The 17,557-nt window shown below is 55.4% G+C and carries 12 protein-coding genes; 10 read left to right on the forward strand and 2 right to left on the reverse strand.

The genetic code is table 11. From position 1 onward, the window contains the following. Positions 1-88: 88 nt before the first annotated feature. From lrp to M2407_RS03450, 10 genes are all read left to right on the forward strand, one after another. Positions 89-583, forward strand: coding sequence for a leucine-responsive transcriptional regulator Lrp (lrp, locus tag M2407_RS03405; protein ID WP_004928318.1), 495 nt, complete (start codon positions 89-91; stop codon positions 581-583). 120 nt (positions 584-703) lie between these two features. Next, on the forward strand, positions 704-4,279 hold the full coding sequence (locus M2407_RS03410; RefSeq protein WP_122078108.1) for a DNA translocase FtsK 4TM domain-containing protein: 3,576 nt from the start codon (positions 704-706) through the stop codon (positions 4,277-4,279). Positions 4,280-4,476: 197 nt separating this feature from the next. Next, positions 4,477-5,088, forward strand: a complete 612-nt coding sequence (gene lolA / locus M2407_RS03415) for an outer membrane lipoprotein chaperone LolA (protein ID WP_020826114.1) — start codon at positions 4,477-4,479, stop codon at positions 5,086-5,088. A gap of 7 nt (positions 5,089-5,095) precedes the next feature. After that, the gene (locus M2407_RS03420; protein ID WP_046374002.1) at positions 5,096-6,439 is read left to right on the forward strand and encodes a replication-associated recombination protein A; all 1,344 of its coding nucleotides are present in this window, start codon (positions 5,096-5,098) and stop codon (positions 6,437-6,439) included. Between the two features lie 109 nt (positions 6,440-6,548). Then, entirely contained in the window at positions 6,549-7,841 is a 1,293-nt protein-coding gene (gene serS, locus M2407_RS03425) for a serine--tRNA ligase (protein ID WP_020826116.1), read from the forward strand. A 270-nt stretch (positions 7,842-8,111) separates the two neighbouring features. Further along, positions 8,112-10,565 (forward strand): selenate/tellurate reductase subunit YnfE, encoded by a 2,454-nt coding sequence (gene ynfE / locus M2407_RS03430; protein WP_198639828.1) that lies wholly within the window; start codon positions 8,112-8,114, stop codon positions 10,563-10,565. A gap of 137 nt (positions 10,566-10,702) precedes the next feature. Beyond that, positions 10,703-11,320 (forward strand): DMSO/selenate family reductase complex B subunit, encoded by a 618-nt coding sequence (locus tag M2407_RS03435; protein ID WP_259216743.1) that lies wholly within the window; start codon positions 10,703-10,705, stop codon positions 11,318-11,320. Between the two features lies 1 nt (position 11,321). Continuing rightward, positions 11,322-12,182: a dimethyl sulfoxide reductase anchor subunit family protein gene (locus M2407_RS03440; protein ID WP_259216744.1), complete on the forward strand. Its 861-nt coding sequence runs from the start codon at positions 11,322-11,324 to the stop codon at positions 12,180-12,182. Positions 12,183-12,234: 52 nt separating this feature from the next. Continuing rightward, positions 12,235-12,852: a Tat proofreading chaperone DmsD gene (gene dmsD / locus M2407_RS03445; protein ID WP_259216746.1), complete on the forward strand. Its 618-nt coding sequence runs from the start codon at positions 12,235-12,237 to the stop codon at positions 12,850-12,852. Between the two features lie 173 nt (positions 12,853-13,025). Continuing rightward, the gene (locus M2407_RS03450; RefSeq protein ID WP_122078121.1) at positions 13,026-14,171 is read left to right on the forward strand and encodes an MFS transporter; all 1,146 of its coding nucleotides are present in this window, start codon (positions 13,026-13,028) and stop codon (positions 14,169-14,171) included. A 53-nt stretch (positions 14,172-14,224) separates the two neighbouring features. Here the strand turns inward: M2407_RS03450 and pflA are convergent, their stop codons facing one another. Both pflA and pflB read right to left on the reverse strand, forming a co-directional pair. Then, the gene (gene pflA, locus M2407_RS03455) at positions 14,225-14,965 is read right to left on the reverse strand and encodes a pyruvate formate lyase 1-activating protein (protein ID WP_020826121.1); all 741 of its coding nucleotides are present in this window, start codon (positions 14,963-14,965) and stop codon (positions 14,225-14,227) included. Between the two features lie 304 nt (positions 14,966-15,269). Further along, positions 15,270-17,552 (reverse strand): formate C-acetyltransferase, encoded by a 2,283-nt coding sequence (gene pflB, locus M2407_RS03460; protein WP_020826122.1) that lies wholly within the window; start codon positions 17,550-17,552, stop codon positions 15,270-15,272. Positions 17,553-17,557 lie beyond the last annotated feature (5 nt).

Here is a 17,557-nt window from a genome sequence, read left to right on the forward strand (position 1 = left end):
TCGGGTCTTCGCTTGGAACGAGCCCTTACACATTGACGTTGGCTAGGGTGTGGCAAGTGCAGGGAAGAAAATAAGAGAGACAATAATAATGGCAGACAATAAGAAACGCCCGGGTAAAGATCTCGATCGTATCGACCGCAACATCCTCAACGAACTGCAAAAGGATGGGCGTATTTCGAACGTTGAACTTTCGAAGCGCGTGGGGTTATCCCCAACCCCATGTTTAGAACGCGTGCGCCGCCTCGAGCGCCAGGGTTTTATTCATGGTTATACCGCGTTGCTCAACCCGCATTATCTGGATGCGTCCCTGTTGGTCTTCGTGGAAATCACGCTGAACCGCGGTGCGCCGGATGTGTTTGAGCAATTCAACTCAGCAGTTCAGAAGCTTGAAGAAATTCAGGAGTGTCATCTGGTGTCCGGTGATTTCGACTATCTGTTGAAAACCCGCGTGCCGGATATGTCCGCTTACCGTAAGTTGCTTGGCGAAACCTTGCTGCGTCTGCCGGGGGTTAACGACACCCGTACGTACGTGGTAATGGAAGAAGTGAAACAGAGCAACCGTCTGGTTATCAAAACACGGTAGGGTGCAGGTGCAAAACCTGATTAAATTGGTTACACTCCTGTTTATCCATACAGTTTCAGCGCCGGGGAAGCTTCTCGGCGCTGTTGCTATGTCAGCTAACAGGAACCTGGAGAGCCTTTCTTGAGCCAGGAATATACAGAAGATAAAGAAGTTACCTTGAGAAAACTCAGCAGCGGTCGCCGTTTGCTCGAAGCTGTGTTGATTGTGGTAGCCATATTTGCCATTTACCTCATGGCTGCCTTGGTCAGTTTCAATCCCTCTGACCCAAGCTGGTCGCAGACCGCGTGGCATGAGCCTATTCATAATCTGGGCGGTGGCGTCGGGGCCTGGTTGGCCGACACGCTGTTCTTCACCTTCGGGGTACTCGCCTATGCGATACCGCCGATCATGCTGGTGTTGTGCTGGGCGGCTTATCGTCAGCGCGGCAGCGGCGAATACATCGATTACTTTGCGCTTTCACTGCGCCTGATCGGCACATTGGCGCTGGTGCTCACTTCGTGTGGCCTGGCGGCACTGAACGTCGACGATCTCTATTACTTTGCCTCCGGCGGCGTTATCGGCAGTTTGCTGAGCAACGCCATGCTCCCCTGGTTCAACGGCATCGGCGCAACCTTGGCGCTGCTTTGCGTTTGGGCGGCGGGCCTTACGCTGTTTACCGGCTGGTCATGGCTGGTAATTGCCGAGAGGATCGGCGGCGTGGTGCTGGGGACGGCCACCTTTATGACCAACCGTTCGCGCCGTGACGATCGTTATCACGACGATGACGACCGTTATGTCGAAGATCAGCCAGAATCGGCAGAGAAAGGGGCAGCGCTTGCTGCGGCCTCGACGGCGGCTGTGGCCAACGCGGCGGAAGACGACGTCTTGTTCTCAGCGCCTTCGGTGACGGAAACCGCCAAAATTGCGGCGGAAGAGGCTGAGGATCCGTTGCTCAGCGGCCTGCGGGCGAATGACGACGAAGATGCCGATGTCGCGCCTGTCGCGCCAGCGGTGGCTCGTGAACCTGTTACCGCAGCCCCGGTTGTGGCACAGGCGCCGTCGGTTACTGTAGCTCCAACGGCTCCGGCCTCGGTGAACCAGAGTCCGATGAGTACGCCAGCGGAAAACAGTGCTCCACCGCTGTATTCATTTGAAATTCCTGAAGAGACGCCGACGCCGAAGGTAACGCGTCCGGCCGATCCTTACCAGGATGATGACGAACCGCGTATGGGGAACTGGGACGCGCCAGCAGCATCACCGTCGCACGATCGTTCTCCGTTTGATTTCTCCGCCGCTCAACGCGATAGCGCTGACATCACTGCTCCGGCCGGTTTCAGTGCCGGTGAGCCTGCAGTGCCATCGTTCGGCAGCGTGAAACCTCAGGCGCAGGCTGCAGCAACGGCAGTTGCCGGCGCTGTTGCCGCCAATACCTTTATGCCGGCCTTTACGGCCACCAGCGACGCTAACTCGCAGGTCAAACAAGGCTTGGGGCCTGAGTTGCCGCGTCCGAATCCGGTGCGCATCCCAACCCGGCGCGAACTGGCTTCTTACGGCATCAAGCTGCCTTCGCAGCGAATGGCCGAACAGGAACAGCGTAACCGTGGGGACGACGAGCCATTGCCGAATGCCAATGCTCTTCCGTCAGATCAAGACGATGAAGCTTTGCAGGAAGCAGCGCTGCGTCAGGCGTTTGCCGAACAGCAAAACCAACGTTATGGCGAGGAGTACGCGCAGGATAACCAGGATGATGAGGCTGCTCTGCAAGAGGCCGAACTGCGTCAGGCGTTTGCCGAACAGCAGAATCAGCGCTATGGGCAGCAAGAGGCTGCGCCTTCGGTACAGCCAACTACGCCAGTAGATACTCGTAATGCGTTCGGCTTCTCGCCGATGGATGATTTGGTTGACGATGGCCCGGTTGAGCCATTGTTCACTCTGTCGCCACAGCTTGAAGATCGCATTGAGCAACAAAGCGAACGCGAGGATGATGTGCCTTTCGGCCAGTTTGAGCCAGCCGCGCCGGCTTATGTGCCGCCAACGCAACCTCAGACTCCGCCGGCACAAGCATATCAGCCTGCTCAACCTGCTTATCAGCAACCGGCAGCGCAACAGCAACCACCGGCCTATCAGCAGCCTGTAGCGCAACCTGCGCCGACGGCCCCGCAGCAGCCGGCAATGGACAGCCTGATCCACCCGTTCCTGATGCGCAACGATATGCCGTTGCAAAAACCGACCACGCCTCTACCGACGCTTGATCTGCTGACCGAAGCGCCGAAAGAGGTTGAGCCGGTGGATTCCTTCGCGTTGGAACAGAAGGCGCGTTTGGTGGAGGCCAGCCTGGCCGATTATCGGGTGAAAGCCGACGTAGTAGACATTTTGCCAGGCCCGGTCATTACCCGTTTCGAACTGGATCTGGCGCCGGGCGTTAAAGCAGCGCGTATTTCCAACCTGTCGCGTGACCTGGCGCGTTCACTGTCAACTTCCGCGGTGCGTGTGGTTGAAGTGATCCCCGGCAAGCCCTACGTCGGCCTGGAATTGCCTAACGTTAAACGTCAGACGGTCTATCTCCGAGAAGTGCTGGATTGCCCGGCATTCCGAGATAATCCATCGCCGTTGGCGATCGTTCTGGGTAAAGACATCTCCGGCGAGCCGGTGGTGGCCGACTTGGCGAAAATGCCACACCTGCTGGTGGCGGGGACCACCGGTTCCGGTAAATCGGTTGGGGTCAATGCCATGATCCTGAGCATTCTGTATAAGGCCACGCCGAAAGAAGTGCGCTTTATCATGATTGACCCGAAAATGCTGGAGCTGTCGGTCTATGAAGGTATTCCGCACCTGCTGACGGACGTGGTTACCGACATGAAAGACGCCGCCAATGCCTTGCGTTGGTGCGTCGCCGAGATGGAGCGTCGCTACAAGCTGATGTCTGCGCTCGGCGTGCGTAACCTGGCAGGTTACAACGAACGTGTCGATCAGGCCGAGGCGATGGGACGTCCAATCCCGGATCCGTTCTGGAAACCGACCGACAGCATGGACATCACGCCGCCGGTTCTGGAGAAAGAGCCTTACATCGTGGTGATGGTCGACGAGTTCGCTGACCTGATCATGACGGTTGGTAAAAAGGTTGAGGAGCTGATTGCTCGTCTGGCGCAGAAAGCGCGTGCGGCGGGTATCCACCTGGTGCTGGCAACACAGCGTCCTTCGGTGGATGTGATCACCGGCCTGATCAAGGCCAACATCCCGACCCGTATCGCCTTTACCGTGTCGAGCAAGATTGACTCGCGCACTATCCTCGATCAGGGCGGTGCTGAATCGCTGCTGGGGATGGGCGACATGTTGTATCTGGCTCCTAACTCCTCCATTCCGGTCCGTGTACATGGTGCATTTGTGCGCGATCAGGAAGTGCATGCGGTAGTTAAGGATTGGAAAGCGCGTGAGCGACCTCAATATAAAGAGGGTATCCTCAACGGTGGTGACGACGGTGAGGGTGGTGCTGGCGGCGGTCTGGAAGGTGATGAAGAGCTGGATCCGCTGTTTGACCAGGCGGTGGAGTTTGTGGTGGATAAACGCCGCGCCTCCATTTCCGGCGTACAGCGTCAGTTCCGTATCGGCTATAACCGTGCCGCGCGCATCATCGAACAGATGGAAGCGCAGGGCATTGTCAGCGAGCAGGGGCACAACGGCAACCGCGAGGTGCTGGCACCGCCACGGCATGACTGATGAAGCTTTAGTCGTTGTTATTTAATAATAAAGGGCCGCTTAGCGGCCCTTGTGCAAAGAAGCGTAAACCCTCGGCTTCTCAGAACATTGGCCTATCTGCCTGCGGATAGCTTCGGGTAGAGTAAGGGTGTTAAGGGTTAATTTGCCCCGCACGGCACCGCCTTGCGGTAAACGCATTTCATAAGGTATCTGGAATAATGAAAAAACTGTTAGTTGCCTGTTGTCTGCTTTCGGGATTCGCTTCCACCTCTGTGCTGGCCGACGCTGCGCAGGATTTGCAAAGTCGCCTGGCGAAAGTGAACAGTTTCCACGCCAGCTTCGCCCAGACCGTGACCAGCAGCGATGGTGCTGCGGTACAGCAGGGGGAAGGTGAACTCTGGGTGAAACGTCCGAACCTGTTTAATTGGCATATGACCTCGCCGGACGAGAGCGTGCTGGTGTCGGATGGCCAAACCTTATGGTTCTACAATCCTTTTGTTGAGCAAGTCACCGCGACCTGGTTGAAAAATGCGACCGGCAATACGCCATTTATGCTGATTACCCGCAATAACGCCAACGACTGGAAACAGTACAACGTTAAGCAGAAAGGCGATGATTTTGAGCTGACGCCAAAATCCAGCAGCGGCAACCTGAAGCAGTTCGCCATTACCGTGACCAACAGCGGCACCATCCGCAGTTTTGCTGCGGTTGAGCAGGATGGTCAGCGCAGTTCTTACGCGCTGAAAAGTCAGCAGAACGTTGCTGCTGATGCCAGCAAATTCAAATTTACCCCGCCGAAGGGGGTGACGCTGGACGACCAGCGCCAGTGAGGTCTGCGTGAGTAACATGTCGCTCGATTTTTCCCAGAATGAATTCCAGCCATTGGCCGCGCGGATGCGGCCAACCACGCTGGCGCAATACATCGGCCAGCAACACCTGCTGGCTGCCGGTAAGCCTTTGCCGCGCGCCATCGAGGCGGGGCAACTGCATTCGATGATTCTATGGGGGCCGCCGGGCACCGGGAAAACGACGCTGGCGGAGCTGATCGGCCGCTACGGCCAGGCGGACGTCGAGCGAATTTCCGCCGTGACATCGGGCATCAAAGAAATCCGTGAGGCGATTGAGAGGGCACGACAGAATCGTGACGCCGGTCGTCGCACCATTTTGTTTGTCGATGAGGTACACCGTTTCAACAAAAGCCAGCAGGATGCCTTTCTGCCGCACATTGAAGACGGCACCATTACCTTTATTGGCGCGACAACCGAAAACCCGTCCTTTGAGCTTAACTCGGCGCTGTTGTCCCGCGCCCGCGTGTATTTGCTGAAAGCGTTGACGGCAGAAGATATCAGCCAGGTGCTTGATCAGGCGATGCAGGACAACAGCCGGGGGTTTGGCGGCCAGAATATCGAGCTGCCGGAAGAGACCCGCCGCATGCTGTCGGAACTGGTGGGCGGCGATGCGCGCCGGGCGTTGAACAGCCTGGAGATGATGGCGGACATGGCGGAGATCGACGCCAAAGGCATTCGCGTGCTGACGCCGGAATTACTGAAAGAAGTCTCCGGCGAACGCAGCGCGCGCTTCGACAATAAAGGCGACCGTTTTTACGATCTTATTTCGGCGCTGCATAAATCGGTGCGAGGTTCCGCCCCGGATGCTGCGCTGTACTGGTATGCGCGCATTATTACCGCCGGAGGCGATCCGCTGTATGTGGCGCGCCGGCTGCTGGCCATTGCTTCGGAAGATGTCGGCAATGCCGATCCGCGCGGTATGCAGGTGGCGATCGCTGCCTGGGACTGCTTTACCCGCGTTGGTCCGGCCGAAGGTGAACGTGCGATTGCTCAAGCGATCGTTTACCTGGCCTGCGCGCCAAAAAGTAATGCCGTTTATACCGCCTTCAAAGCGGCGATGCGCGATGCTAAAGAGCGGGCGGATTATGATGTGCCCGAACATCTGCGCAATGCGCCAACCAAGCTGATGAAGGAAATGGGGCTGGGTGCAGAGTATCGTTACGCTCACGACGAACCCAATGCCTATGCCGCCGGCGAGGACTATTTCCCGGCCGAAATGGCCAAGACGCGTTACTATCATCCAACCTCACGCGGGCTGGAAGGTAAAATCGGCGAAAAGCTGGCATGGCTGGCTGAGCAGGATCAAAATAGCCAGACAAAACGCTACCGCTAGCGTTGCCGTTGCGGTAAGGTTAGCGGGTACCACTCTTCCTTTATGCGGCTTTTAAACAGCCGCATAAAACAACAAATTTTCTTTCAATAACAATAAGCACAGGATTAGCATGCTCGATCCCAATCTGCTGCGTAATGAGCTAGACGCAGTCGCCGTCAAACTGGCTCGCCGAGGCTTTAAACTCGATCTGGATCTGCTGCGTTCTCAAGAAGAGCGTCGCAAAGTTCTGCAGGTAGAAACTGAAATGCTGCAGGCAGAACGTAACTCCCGATCGAAATCCATCGGCGCGGCTAAAGCGCGCGGGGAAGACATTGAGCCGCTGCGTCGCGAAGTCAACGAGCTGGGTGACAAGCTGGATATTGCCAAGGCCGCTCTGGATCAGTTGCAGACTGAAATCCGCGATTATGCGTTGGCGATCCCGAACCTGCCGGATGATGCAGTGCCGGATGGCAAAGACGACAGCGATAACCAGGAAGTCAGCCGCTGGGGCGAGCCGCGCCAGTATGATTTTCAGGTACGCGATCATGTGGATCTGGGCGAAATGGCCGGTGGTCTGGACTTCGCCGCCGCCGTAAAACTGACCGGTTCACGCTTTGTGGTGATGAAAGGGCAAATCGCCCGCATGCACCGTGCGTTATCCCAGTTCATGCTGGATCTGCATACCGAACAGCACGGCTACCAGGAAACCTACGTGCCTTACCTGGTTAACCACGCCACGTTGTACGGTACCGGCCAGTTGCCGAAGTTTGGTGAAGATCTGTTCCACACCAAACCGCTGGAAGAGGAATCCGACAGCAGCAACTACGCGCTGATCCCAACTGCAGAAGTGCCGTTGACCAACCTGGTACGCGACGAGATCCTGGAAGAAGAATCACTGCCGCTGAAGATGACCGCGCATACGCCATGTTTCCGTGCCGAAGCCGGTTCTTATGGTCGCGATACCCGCGGTCTGATCCGCATGCACCAGTTCGACAAGGTCGAGATGGTGCAAATCGTCCGTCCGGAAGACTCCATGGCTACGCTGGAAGAGCTGACCGGTCATGCGGAGAAAGTGCTGCAGCTGCTGAACCTGCCGTACCGTAAAATGTTGCTGTGTACCGGCGACATGGGGGCAGGCTCATGCAAAACCTACGATCTGGAAGTGTGGCTGCCGGCGCAGAACACTTACCGTGAAATCTCATCTTGTTCCAACATGTGGGATTACCAGGCACGCCGCATGCAGGCTCGCTGCCGTAGCAAAACCGAGAAGAAGCCGCGCCTGGTGCATACGCTGAACGGTTCTGGTCTGGCAGTCGGTCGTACGCTGGTTGCCGTGCTGGAAAACTACCAGCTGGCCGATGGCCGTGTTCAGGTGCCGGAAGTATTACGTCCGTATATGGGCGGCCTGGAATATATCGGCTAACTTATTGCCAGTTCTATGAAAAGCGCCTGCGGGCGCTTTTTTTATAAGAAAATTATTATCCTTTTGTTCGAAAGGACTTTTTCTTTCATCTCCTTCCCCCGCTTTATTGATAGCAGACAAAGTTCACTACCCACTTCTGAGTAATATCCCTGTATAGAGGAGGGTTTTTACTCAAGCTCATCAGCAGACATCAGTTCTGTCTCCTCTGCTCGCCGCCTTGAGTCAAAGGCATGACGTTTATCAATACCAGGGTAAAACGTGGAGTGAGTTATGTCGGAAAACAAAGAAAACAGCCAAGTGTCTGCAGGCGTCAGCCGTCGCGCCTTGGTAAAGTCCGGCGGTATCGTCGGGCTGGCTATGGCCGTGGGGGGTATAGCCTTACCGTTTAGTCGCCGCGCATTGGCGGATTCAATCAGCGAAAGTGTGCAAAAAACCGCGCAGGATAAAGTGGTTTGGGGGGCTTGCTCGGTCAACTGCGGCAGCCGCTGCGCCTTGCGTTTGCACGTGCGTGATAACGAAGTCTATTGGGTCGAAACCGATAACACCGGACTGGACGCATATGGCGACCACCAGGTTCGGGCCTGTTTGCGTGGCCGTTCTATTCGCCGCCGCATGAATCATCCCGATCGTCTGAATTACCCGATGAAACGCGTTGGCAAGCGGGGTGAAGGCAAGTTCAAGCGCATCAGTTGGGAAGAAGCTTTTGATAGCATTGCCGACAACCTAAAACGCATCGTCGAACAGTACGGTAACGAAGCAGTATATATCAATTACACCTCGGGCATCGTCGGCGGCAACATTACCCGTTCGTCACCGAATGCGTCGCTGGTCGCTCGGCTGATGAACTGCTATGGCGGTTACCTCAGCCAGTATGGCACCTACAGCACAGCGCAAATCGCCTGCGCCATGCCCTATACCTATGGCAGCAACGAAGGCAACAGCACGTCTGACATCGAAAACAGCAAGCTGGTGGTGATGTTCGGTAACAACCCGGCGGAAACGCGGATGAGCGGCGGCGGCATTACCTATTATCTGGAGCAGGCGCGTGAACGTTCCCATGCGCGCATGATCGTTATCGATCCGCGTTACACCGATACGGCCGCCGGACGTGAGGACGAATGGATCCCTATTCGTCCCGGCACGGATGCGGCATTGGTTGCCGGGCTGGCGCATGTATTGATCAGCGAACAGTTGGTCGACCAACCGTTTCTGGATCGGTATTGCATCGGCTATGACGAAAAAACCTTGCCAGCCGATGCGCCGGTAAATGGGCATTATAAGGCTTACATTCTTGGGCAAGGTGAAGACGGCGTTGAAAAAACGCCGCAGTGGGCGGCGAAAATTACCGGCATTCCGGCCGAACGTATTATCAAACTGGCGCGGGAAATAGGCACGGCGAAACCAGCCTACATCTGCCAGGGCTGGGGGCCACAGCGACAGGCCAATGGCGAACTGACCTCGCGTGCAATCGCCATGCTGCCTATCCTGACCGGCAATGTTGGCATCAATGGCGGCAACAGCGGGGCGCGTGAATCAACCTACACCATTACTATTGAGCGGATGCCGGTATTGGCAAACCCGGTCAAAGCGCAAATCTCCTGTTTTAGCTGGACCGATGCCATAGTGCGCGGTCCGGAGATGACCGCCAAACGCGACGGGGTACGTGGGCAGGACAAACTGAATGTGCCGATCAAGTTCATCTGGAACTATGCCGGTAACACCATCACCAACCAGCATTCCGACATCAATAAAACCCACGATATTTTGCAGGACGAATCCCAGTGCGAAATGATCGTGGTGCTCGAAAACTTTATGACCTCGTCGGCCAAATATGCCGACATTTTACTGCCGGATCTGATGACCGTCGAACAGGAAGACATTATTCCCAACGACTATGCCGGCAACATGGGGTACCTGATCTTTATCCAGCCTGCAACCCCCGCCAAATTTGAACGCAAGGGCATCTATGAGGTGCTGAGTGAAGTGGCGCGTCGGCTGGGGCCTGAGGTGCATCAGAAGTTCACCGAAGGGCGTACCCAGGCACAATGGTTGCAACATTTGTACGCCAAAATGCAAGACAGGGATCCGCTGCTGCCGGGTTATGAAGAGTTGCGCAGTATGGGGATTTATAAGCGCAAAGATCCCAATGGGCATTTTGTCGCCTACAAAAAATTCCGTCAGGATCCCGAAGCGAATCCATTAAAAACGCCTTCCGGCAAAATAGAAATCTATTCCTCCAGGCTGGCTGAGATCGCCGACAGCTGGCAGTTGGAAAAAGATGAAACCATCAGCCCGTTGCCAATTTACGCCTCTACTTTTGAAGGTTGGGACGATCCTCTGCGCAACACTTACCCATTGCAAATGTTTGGCTTCCATTACAAGGCCCGTACCCACTCGACCTACGGCAACATCGATGTGTTGCAGGCGGCCTGTCGTCAGGAGGTGTGGATCAACCCACTGGACGCCCAGTCGCGCGGCATTATCGGCGGCGACAAGGTGCGGGTATTTAATGGGCGTGGCGAAGTGCGTGTCGAAGCCAAAGTGACGCCGCGGATCATGCCTGGCGTTGTCGCGATGGGGCAGGGAGCCTGGCATCAGGCCGATATGCGCGGTGACCGTGTCGACCATGGTGCCTGTATGAATACCCTGACCACCCACCGGCCTTCGCCGTTGGCCAAGGGTAATCCGCAGCATACCAACCTGATTCAAATCGAAAAGGTATAACCCTGCGTACTTGAAGCCGCATCTTTGTTGGCCGCCTGCGCTTACCCCAGTCACGTACTACCTGTACGCATCCTGGGGATGCGCTTAGTTGCCGCCGCGATGCAACTCCAACTACCTCGGGTGTAAGGGAGGACCAAATGACTCAGCAATATGGATTCTTTATCGATTCAAGTCGTTGCACTGGCTGCAAAACCTGCGAACTGGCCTGCAAAGACTATAAAAATTTGACGCCGGACGTCAGTTTCCGCCGCATCTATGAATATGCCGGAGGAGATTGGTTCCAGGATGGCGACGGCTGGCAACAAAATGTATTCGCTTATTATTTGTCGATTGCCTGCAACCACTGTGAAGATCCCGCCTGCACCAAAGTGTGTCCGACCGGCGCGATGCACAAGCGGGAAGACGGCTTTGTGGTGGTGAATGAAGAGGTGTGTATCGGCTGTCGCTACTGCCATATGGCCTGCCCATACGGCGCACCGCAGTACAATTCGACCAAGGGCCACATGACCAAGTGCGATGGCTGTTATAAGCGGGTAGCCGAAGGCCATAAACCTATCTGCGTGGAATCTTGTCCACTGCGGGCCCTGGATTTTGGCCCGATTGAGCAACTGCGGCAGCAGCATGGTTCTCTGGCGCAGGTGGCCCCCTTGCCGGCGGCGCATTTTACCCGACCGTGCCTGGTGGTAAAACCCAATGCCAACAGCCGCCCAAGTGGCGACACCACTGGCTATTTGGCCAATCCAAGGGAGGTTTGATATGGGCATGGGATGGCAAGAATGGCCGCTGATGTTGTTTACCGTATTGGGACAATGTGTGGTAGGGGGGGTTATCGTCATGGGGCTCACCATAATTGGCGGTAACCTGAACGAACAGCAGCGCAGGGCAGTTCACCGCGCGATGTTCTTCCTGTGGTTGTTGATGGGCATCGCTTTCATGGCTTCCACGCTGCACCTCGGTTCGCCGTGGCGGGCGTTCAACTCGTTGAACCGCATTGGCGCTTCGGCATTGAGTAACGAAATAGCCGCTGGCGCCTTGTTCTTCGCCGTCGGCGGTTGTTATTGGCTGTTGGCGGTATTGGGCAAAATACCGCCGTTATTGGGGCGCGTGTGGTTGTGGGTGACCATGGCACTGGGCCTGGTCTTTGTTTACATGATGACGCGGGTATATCAAATCGATACGGTGCCAACCTGGCATAACGGTTACACTACGCTGAGCTTTTTCCTGACGGTACCGATCGGGGGGCCGATGCTGGGCGTTTTGTTGCTGCGTTTTGCGGGGCTGGATGTTACAACCCGGCATTCACTGGCTACTCTGAGCGTGGTGGCGCTGTTGGTCAGTCTGGGGACCGTTATGATGCAAGGCTACGAACTGGCCAGCATCAGCAGTTCGGTACAGCAGGCATCAGCGCTGATCCCACAGTACGGCCAATTAATGGTTGGGCGTTTGGTGCTGGTGGTGCTGGGGTTAGGCTGCTGGATCTGCCCGCTGTTGCGCCGTGGTAACGCTAGCGTGATGGGAATGGCTTTAGGTTTGATTCTGGTTATCGCCGGTGAGCTGGTCGGGCGGGGCGTGTTCTACGGCCTGCATATGACCGTCGGCATGGCGGTGGCCGGTTAATATTGTAGTGAGGCGCAGTGATAAACTGCGCCCTTAAAAGGATCCTTGATTTATGACGCTTGAAAATATCGCTTTAACGGGGCGGGTGCTGGGTGTGTTGCTGTACGCGCCGCCAGAAAGTGAAGACGGCCAACAGCTGTTGGCAACCCTGTCTGAATCTGAGTGGGTCAAAGAGTGGCCGTACGGCGATGCTGATCGGTTACAGAAGGCGGCTGCGCTGATTGCGACCGGTATTGAAGATCAACAGGATGAATCCCTGGCGGAAGCTTACCAACGTCTGTTTGTGGGGCCTGATACCTTACCGGCGCCATTATGGGGTTCGGTGTATCTGGACAAAGAGAACGTGCTGTTTGGTCATTCGACCCTGCGGTTGCGCAAGTGGTTACGGGCCAACGGCATTGAAGCTCAGCACGATCGCAATGAGCCGGAAGATCATATTGGCACTTTGCTGATGATGGTGGCGTGGCTGGCCGAAGAACGTCAGGGCGGGTTGGTCGAGCAACTACTGACGAAACATTTGTTGCCATGGGCACCACGCTATCTGGAACTGCTGGAAGCCAATGCTCAGCATCCTTTCTATCAGGGACTGGCGCAATTAGCGCAAATCACCCTGGGTGCCTGGGGCGCGGAATGTACGACTGAAGTTGAATCTTTAGAACTGTATTTCTGATAAAAAATGAATGGCCGTCAGGTGCCTAAAATTGCAGGCGCCGGCGGCCACTCCGCCGTTAAATAGGCCGCGTAATACAAATTGTGCGGTATACATATAAGAGCTGATTGACTTTTTTATCGCCAGTGGCATGATGCGCGCACTCTCATTGCGCGTTCGGTTTCAATCTCACTATGTCCGCATACTCCCGCCCAGTGCTCCTGCTGCTCTGTGGCTTGTTGCTGCTCACGGTCTCTATCGCCGTATTGAATACGCTAGTCCCTCTTTGGTTGACTCATGCTCAGTTGTCAACCTGGCAGGTAGGAATGGTAAGTTCCTCTTACTTTACCGGCAATCTGGTCGGCACGCTGATTGCGGGCAAACTCATCCAGCGCATTGGTTTTACCCGCAGCTATCATCTTGCCTGTGTGGTATTCGCCGTGGCGACTGCCGGTATGGCATTGTCGCTCGATTTTTGGAGTTGGATGGGCTGGCGTTTCTTTGCTGGCATCGGCTGCGCCTGGATCTGGGTGATCGTCGAAAGCGCCTTGCTGCGGAGCGGTAATCTGTCTAACCGTGGGCAATTGCTGGCGGCTTATATGATGGTTTATTACCTGGGTACGGTTGTCGGCCAACTGTTGTTGAGCATGGTATCGACCGAACTGTTGAATGTGGTGCCATGGGTCACGGCCATCGTGCTCAGTGCCACGCTGCCGATGCTGTTTGCCCGGGTTAACAGTCGGCACGACGAACCCCAACAGGCTGCGGTTTGGCCAATGTTGAAGCGCCGTAGCGCGCGGTTGGGGATTAATGGCTGTGTCATTTCCGGCATTGTACTCGGCTCGCTATACGGCCTGATGCCGCTGTACCTGTCCCATCAGGGCATGAGTGATGCCAACGTGGGTTACTGGATGGCATTGCTGGTCAGCTCAGGCATTGTCGGGCAATGGCCGGTTGGGCGTCTGGCAGACCGCTATGGTCGTTTGCTGGTGCTGCGCATTCAGGTGTTTGTGGTGATCCTTGCCAGCATCGCCATGCTTGGTAACTATGCGATGGCACCGGCGTTGTTTATTCTCGGTTGTGCCGGGTTCACCTTATATCCGGTGGCGATGTCCTGGGCTTGTGAAAAGGCGTTGCCGCATGAGCTGGTGGCGATGAACCAGGCATTGTTGATGAGCTATACCATCGGCAGTCTGCTTGGCCCGTCGATGACGGCGCTGCTGATGCAAAATTATTCCGACCGCCTGTTGTTTGTGATGATTGCCGCCGTTGCCCTGGTCTATCTGATGATGCTGCTGAGAAAGCCGGATCGTCACCACACTCCGTTGGCTGCCGCCTGAGCATAAAAAACCCGGCCATCGTGTGCCGGGTTTTTTTGTTGTAGCTAACGGGCTCAGTAAATGACTTTGTGGCCGTAGCTTTCCAGAATGCTTTTCACGCGATCCATGGTTTCCGCTTTCGGCGGATGGACGCCGTCCAGCTTGTACTCTTCACCCATCGCCACCCATTTGTGCTTACCCAGTTCGTGATAGGGCAGCAGTTCGATTTTCTCGATGTTGGTCATGTCTTTGGTGAACTCACCCAGCATATGCGTCGACTTGTCATCGTCTGACCAGCCCGGCACTACCACATAACGGATCCAGGTGCGTTGATTACGTTTCGCCAGATAGCGGGCGAAATCCAGCGTGCGGTGGTTGGAAACGCCGACCAGGTTCTGGTGAATGTCGTCGTTCATCTGTTTGAGATCCAGCATCACCAAATCGGTGGCATCCAGCAGCTCATCGATCACCGGATCGTAGCGGCGCACAAAACCGTTGGTGTCCAGACAGGTATTGATCCCTTCTTCATGGCAGGCGCGGAACCAATCGCGGACGAATTCTGCCTGCAGTATGGCTTCACCACCGGAGGCCGTTACGCCACCGCCGGAGGCATTCATAAAGTGACGATAAGAGACGGCATCTTTCATCAACTCTTCAACGGTCACTTCTTTCCCGCCGTGGGTATCCCAGGTGTCACGGTTATGGCAATACAGGCAGCGCATCAGGCAGCCCTGGAAGAAGACGATAAAGCGGATCCCCGGACCGTCTACGGTGCCACAGGATTCGAAGGAGTGGATGCGACCTTTCACTGACATTGCGGGGTTTTCTCCAATATTGACTGTCAAACGCAGTCTAAAAGTAGGCTCATAACCGCCAGCCAGGGATCAGCGATGCAGCAACCGGGCTAGGCCCGACGACTGGGGTGAAACGATGCCTGTTGGCCGGTTATTACGCCGGATAACTGTTTTGCCGGATATCCACCAATTCCATTCAGTATAGCTATCTGGCAAAACAGACTCTGAGTGAGTCAGGGTAGTGCATTTGCTAAAAAGGCCGGAAAGATCCGGCCCCGAATTTCAGCTTGACTACCGGGCGGGAAACCCCGCCCGGATGGGGCAATTACATCGACTGAGTGAAAGTACGAGTAATGACGTCTTGCTGTTGTTCTTTGGTCAGCGAGTTGAAGCGAACGGCATAACCAGATACGCGGATGGTCAGCTGAGGGTATTTCTCAGGGTTTTCCATCGCGTCCAGCAGCATTTCACGGTTCATCACGTTAACGTTCAGGTGTTGACCACCTTCGATAGACGCTTCGTGGTGGAAGTAACCGTCCATCAGACCCGCCAGGTTGGCTTTACGCACGTCGTCGTCTTTACCCAGCGCGTTTGGCACGATGGAGAAGGTGTAGGAGATCCCGTCTTTCGCGTAAGCAAACGGCAGTTTGGCTACGGAGGTCAGGGAGGCTACAGCACCTTTCTGGTCGCGACCGTGCATTGGGTTAGCACCTGGACCGAATGGCGCACCAGCGCGGCGACCGTCTGGAGTGTTACCGGTTTTCTTGCCGTAGACCACGTTAGAAGTGATGGTCAGTACGGACTGAGTCGGTACCGCATTACGGTAGGTACGCAGTTTCTGAATTTTCTTCATGAAACGTTCTACCAGGTCACAGGCGATGTCATCAACGCGAGCATCGTTGTTACCGAACTGCGGATATTCACCTTCGATTTTGAAGTCGATAGCCAGACCGTCTTCGTCACGGATGGTGGAGACTTTAGCGTACTTGATGGCGGACAGGGAGTCAGCCGCAACCGACAGACCGGCGATGCCGCAGGCCATGGTGCGATAAACGTCACGGTCGTGCAGTGCCATCAGCGCAGCTTCATAGCTGTACTTGTCGTGCATGTAGTGAATGATGTTCAGCGCGGTCACGTACTGTTTGGCCAGCCAATCCATAAAGTGGTCCATGCGTTCCATGACTTTGTCATAGTCCAGCACGGTGTCCATCATTGGCGCTTCTTTCGGGCCTACCTGCATTTTCAGTTTTTCATCAACGCCGCCGTTGATTGCGTACAACATGGTTTTCGCCAGGTTGGCACGGGCACCGAAGAACTGCATTTGTTTACCGACAATCATCGGGCTGACGCAACAGGCGATGGCATAGTCATCGTTGTTGAAGTCTGGGCGCATCAGGTCGTCATTTTCATACTGTACGGAAGAGGTGTCGATAGACACTTTCGCCGCGTATTTTTTGAAGTTCAGAGGCAGTTTTTCAGACCACAGGATGGTCATGTTCGGTTCCGGAGACGGCCCCATGGTGTACAGGGTGTTCAGGAAGCGGAAGCTGTTTTTGGTTACCAGAGTACGGCCGTCAACGCCCATACCTGCCAGGGACTCGGTCGCCCAGATTGGGTCACCGGAGAACAGCTCATCATACTCAGGGGTACGCAGGAAGCGCACCATACGCAGTTTCATTACCAGGTGGTCAATCAGTTCCTGCGCTTGTTCTTCAGTCAGTTTGCCTGCATCGATGTCGCGTTGAATGAACACGTCAAGGAAGGTAGACACGCGGCCGAAGGACATTGCTGCGCCGTTCTGAGATTTCACCGCGGCCAGGTAGCCGAAGTAAGTCCACTGTACAGCTTCTTGTGCGGTGGTAGCAGGACCAGAGATATCGCAGCCGTATTTGGCAGCCATTTCTTTGATCTGACCCAGAGCGCGATGCTGTTCAGCAATTTCTTCACGCAGCTGGATGGTCATTTCCAGATCTTCGCCGTTTTCCAGCTTGGTCTGCAGTGACTTGAACTGGTTCAGTTTGTCGGCCATCAGGAAATCGATGCCGTACAGGGCTACGCGGCGGTAGTCACCGATGATACGACCACGGCCGTATGCATCTGGCAGACCAGTCAGCACGCCGGATTTACGGCAGTTCAGGATGTCTTTGGTGTAAACATCGAATACGCCCTGGTTGTGGGTTTTGCGGTATTCGGTGAACACTTTTTTCAGCTGTGGATCCAGTTCGCGGCCATAGACCTTACAAGAACCTTCGACCATTTTGATGCCGCCGAATGGGATCAGCGCGCGTTTCAGAGGGGCGTCAGTCTGCAGACCTACGATGGTTTCCAGCTCTTTAGCGATGTAGCCAGCGTCATGGGAAGTGATGGTCGCGGCAACGTTGGTGTCGAAATCAACTGGCGCATGGGTGCGGTTTTCCAGTTTGATCCCTTCCATAACCTTTTCCCACAGGGTGGAGGTGGCCTGAGTTGCGCCAGCCAGGAAGGATTCATCACCCTCGTAAGGAGTGTAGTTTTTCTGGATGAAGTCACGAACGTTGACTTCGTTCTGCCAGTCACCTTTGCTGAAACCTTCCCAAGCTTTGGCTAACTTTTCGTTAAGTTCGGTCATTATAC

Origin of the sequence: Serratia sp. BIGb0234 (assembly GCF_024809915.1) — a bacterium.
Taxonomy (GTDB): Bacteria; Pseudomonadota; Gammaproteobacteria; order Enterobacterales; family Enterobacteriaceae; genus Serratia; species Serratia liquefaciens.

Excerpts from the sequence above, each read along its gene's own strand:
- pflB (WP_020826122.1), bottom strand. The coding sequence starts at position 17,552 with ATGACCGAACTTAACGAAAAGTTAGCCAAAGCTTGGGAAGGTTTCAGC.
- ynfE (WP_198639828.1), top strand. The coding sequence starts at position 8,112 with ATGTCGGAAAACAAAGAAAACAGCCAAGTGTCTGCAGGCGTCAGCCGT.
- serS (WP_020826116.1), top strand. The coding sequence starts at position 6,549 with ATGCTCGATCCCAATCTGCTGCGTAATGAGCTAGACGCAGTCGCCGTC.
- dmsD (WP_259216746.1), top strand. The coding sequence starts at position 12,235 with ATGACGCTTGAAAATATCGCTTTAACGGGGCGGGTGCTGGGTGTGTTG.
- M2407_RS03435 (WP_259216743.1), top strand. The coding sequence starts at position 10,703 with ATGACTCAGCAATATGGATTCTTTATCGATTCAAGTCGTTGCACTGGC.
- lrp (WP_004928318.1), top strand. The coding sequence starts at position 89 with ATGGCAGACAATAAGAAACGCCCGGGTAAAGATCTCGATCGTATCGAC.
- M2407_RS03450 (WP_122078121.1), top strand. The coding sequence starts at position 13,026 with ATGTCCGCATACTCCCGCCCAGTGCTCCTGCTGCTCTGTGGCTTGTTG.
- M2407_RS03440 (WP_259216744.1), top strand. The coding sequence starts at position 11,322 with ATGGGCATGGGATGGCAAGAATGGCCGCTGATGTTGTTTACCGTATTG.
- lolA (WP_020826114.1), top strand. The coding sequence starts at position 4,477 with ATGAAAAAACTGTTAGTTGCCTGTTGTCTGCTTTCGGGATTCGCTTCC.
- pflA (WP_020826121.1), bottom strand. The coding sequence starts at position 14,965 with ATGTCAGTGAAAGGTCGCATCCACTCCTTCGAATCCTGTGGCACCGTA.